Annotated in this window: 2 protein-coding genes; both read left to right on the top strand. The window is 68.0% G+C overall.

Annotated elements, in window-relative coordinates; genetic code table 11:
• A partial coding sequence (locus ACZ7J0_RS33685; RefSeq protein WP_470893885.1) for a non-ribosomal peptide synthetase occupies positions 1-2,202 on the top strand: 2,202 nt, incomplete at its 5' end.
• Positions 2,202-3,795, top strand: a 1,594-nt coding sequence (locus ACZ7J0_RS33680; protein ID WP_470893883.1) for a condensation domain-containing protein, incomplete at its 3' end; no start/stop codon positions are given. The genes ACZ7J0_RS33685 and ACZ7J0_RS33680, both read left to right, overlap by 1 nt.

Genomic DNA, 3,795 nt, shown 5'->3' with positions numbered 1-3,795 from the left:
GAGCTGGCGCCGAGCCGTTCGATGGCGCGACACCCGTTGTTCCAGGTCCAGCTGGACCTGCAGAACAACGCCGAGGCCGTCCTCGACCTCCCCGGTGCGCAGCCGGGTAGCAACTCGTCGGACACTGTCGTGGCGAAGTTCGATGTTGAAGTCCGTCTCACGGAGGCCTTCGACGAGCAGGGTTCCCCTGCCGGCGTATGGGGTCAGATGGTTGCGGCCGCGGACCTCTTCGACCGGGACACCGTGATCGGACTCCGCGAGCGCTTCGTTCGCGTACTGGGGCTGCTGGTCGCCGATCCGCAGGTCCGGCTGAGCTCCATCGAGGTCTTGGGTGAGAAGGAGCGGCAGCGGGTCCTCGTCGACTGGAATGACACCGCCGCTGATCTGGGGTCGGTGTGGGTGCCGGGGTTGTTCGAGGAGCGGGTGGTGCGGTCGCCGGATGCGGTGGCCGTGGTCTGTGCTGGTACGGAGTTCTCGTATGCGGAGTTGGATGCTCGGGCGAATCGTCTTGCTCGTTATCTGATCGGTCAGGGTGTGGGTGTCGAGTCGTTGGTGGGTCTGTGCCTGCCGCGGGGTGTCGACTTGATCGCGGCGATTTTGGGTGTGTGGAAGGCGGGTGCGGGTTATCTGCCGATCGATCCGGAGTATCCGGCGGAGCGGATCGGGTTCATGCTCGCTGACAGTGGCGCGGTTTTGACGCTGACGACCGAGGAGATTCTGGATGATCTCCCGGCGGGCCGGAACCGGTTCGTGGCCCTGGACAGCACGCTGGTGTGCGCGAGGCTCGCGGGGGAGTCGGCGGAGCGTCCGCAGGTGCTGGTGGACGGAGCCGGCCTTGCGTATGTGATCTATACGTCGGGTTCGACGGGTCGGCCGAAGGGTGTGGCCGTCACCCATGAGGGCTTGGCGAACTACGTGGTCTGGGCTGCCGGTGCGTATGAGATGGGCCGGAGTGCAGGTGCTCCGTTGCATTCCTCGCTCGCCTTTGACCTGACGGTGACGAGTGTGCTGGTGCCGTTGGTGTCCGGCTCGGCAGTGGTGGTCAGTGCGGCCGGTGGCGCCGAGGGGCTGGCCGAACTGATCACGTCCTTGCCCGGGTTCGGTCTGGTGAAGGCGGTGCCGGCGCATCTCCCGCTCCTGATGGAGATGCTGGACAAGCAGCAATCGGCGGGTGCTGCTCGCCGTTGGGTTGTGGGTGGTGAGGCTCTGCCGGGCAGTGTGGTGCGTGACTGGCTGGAGCGTGCGCCGGGTTCGGTGGTGGTCAATGAGTACGGTCCCACCGAGACGGTGGTTGGTTGCTGTGTCTTCGAGGTCGTGGCAGGTCAGGAGCTTGGTGAGTCGGTGCCGATCGGCCGCCCGATCGCCAACACGCGTCTCTACGTACTCGATGAACGCTTGCAGCCGGTGGCGCCGGGTGTTGCGGGTGAGCTGTTTATCGCGGGTACGCAGCTTGCCCGTGGATATGTCCGCCGCCCGGGTCTGACGGCGGAACGTTTCATTGCGAACCCGTTCGAGCCAGGTCTGCGGATGTACCGGTCGGGGGATGTGGCCCGGTGGAACACCGAGGGACTGCTCGAGTACCTCGGCCGTGCGGACGAGCAGGTCAAGGTGCGTGGTTTCCGTATCGAGCCGGGTGAGGTCCAGGCGGTCGTGGCCGCGCACCGGGAGGTCGCGCAGGCGGCTGTCATTGCCCGTGAGGACACCCCCGGCGACACCCGCCTCGTCGCCTACATCGTCCCGACCGATGCCGAGGGAACCGAAAGTCTCACCACAGAGGTGAAGCAGTTCACGGCTCAGCGGCTGCCCGAGCACATGGTCCCGGCGGCCGTGGTCGTCCTCGACGCACTGCCGCTGACGGCCAACGGCAAGCTCGACCGCAAGGCCCTCCCCGCCCCGGACTACGCCGGCACCGGTGGCACCGGCCGAGGCCCGGCGAGCCGCGAGGAGGAGGTGCTCTGCGCGGCCTTCGCCCAGGTCCTGGGTGTGGAGAGCGTCGGCGTGGACGACGACTTCTTCGCCCTTGGCGGCCACTCGCTCCTGGCCGTCCGTCTGGTCAACCGCATCAGGACGGTCCTCGGCACGGAGGTGGAGATCGCGGCTCTGTTCGACGCGCCGACGGTCGCGGGCCTCGCCCAGCAGCTCGGAAACGTGAAGTCAACCAGGCCGGCGTTGCAGCCGATGCGTACCCAGGAGGAGTCCTGATGATCCCGTTGTCATTCGCGCAGCGGCGGCTGTGGTTCATCAGCCGGTTGGAAGGTCCGAGCTCGACCTACAACATCCCCGTCGTCCTGCCCCTGCCCGGCGAGGTGGACCGCGACGCAGTCGCCGCGGCCCTGCTTGACGTGATCGGGCGTCATGAGGTGCTGCGTACCGTCTTCAAGGTCGCGGACGGTGAGCCGTACCAGCACATACTCAAGCTCGACGAGCTGGACTGGAAGCTGACGGTCGAGGAGGTCGCCCCGGCGGAGCTCGACGACGCGATCGGCGAGGCCGGACGGTACCCGTTCGAGATCGGCGCCGAACTTCCGCTCAAGGCATGGCTGTTTGAGGCTGGCCCTGACGAGCGGGTCCTGGTCGTGGTCATGCACCACATTGCGAGTGACGGCTGGTCGGAGGGCCCACTGGTCCGGGACCTCACGACCGCCTACGAGGCGCGGGTACGGGGTCGGGCGCCCGCGTGGGAGCCGCTGCCGGTCCAGTACGCGGACTATGCGCTGTGGCAGCGTCAGCTGCTCGGCGACGAGAACGATCCGGACAGCTTGATGTCCCGACAGGTCGCCTACTGGCGGGCGGCATTGGAGGGCGTGCCCGAGGAGCTGGAGCTTCCCACCGACCGCCTCCGGCCCCCGGTCGCGTCCCATCGCGGCCACAATGTCCCGCTGAGCGTTCCCGCCGAGGTGCACGCACGCCTCGCCACGCTGGCGCGGGCTGAGGGCGTGACGACTTTCATGGTGGTCCAGGCCGCGCTGGCCACTCTCCTGTCGCGACTCGGCGCGGGCACGGACATCCCGATCGGGACGGCCGTGGCGGGGCGTGCCGACGAGGCGCTGGACGACCTGGTCGGCTTCTTCATCAACACACTGGTGATACGGACGGACCTGTCGGGCGACCCAACCTTCCGCGAGGTCCTCGCCCAGGTGCGAGGGAGTGGGCTCGCGGCCTTCAAGCACCAGGACGTTCCGTTCGAGAAGCTGGTCGAGGAGCTGGCTCCGGCCCGCTCCTTGGCACGGCACCCGCTCTTCCAGGTCATGCTGACCGTGCAGAACACCGAGCGGACCGTCCTCGCCGTGTCTGCCCCGTCCGAATCTCCGACCCCGTCCGCTTCGTCGGCTCCGGCCGGCCCCTCCGCGGAAGCGCGAGCGGCCAAGTTCGACCTCGACGTGTCGGTCCGTGAGGTATTCGACGCCCAGGGCGCGCCGGCCGGTCTGCGCGGCTCGGTGACGGCGGCGGCGGACCTGTTCGACGCGCCGTCCGTCGAGCGGGTCGCGGCACGGTTGGCCCAGGTCCTCGATCAGGCGACCGCCGACCCCGGTCGAGCGCTCAGCTCGATCCGGGTCACCGACGAGGTCGAGCGCCGTCGGGTGTTGGTGGAGTGGAATGCGACGGCGACCGATGCCGAAGCGACCAGGGTGCATGGGTTGTTTGAGGGGCAGGTGGCTCGGAGGCCGGATGCGGTGGCGATTGTGGCCGATGACATCAAGGTTTCGTATGCCGAGTTGGACGGGCGGGCGAATCGGATCGCGCACTATCTGCTTGGTCAGGGCATTGGTGCGGAGTCGGTGGTGGGTCTGTGCT

Source organism: Streptomyces sp. NPDC038280 (assembly GCF_055600045.1).
The sequence above is the reverse complement of the archived record's forward strand: the minus strand, read 5'-3'. Positions and strand labels throughout refer to the sequence as shown.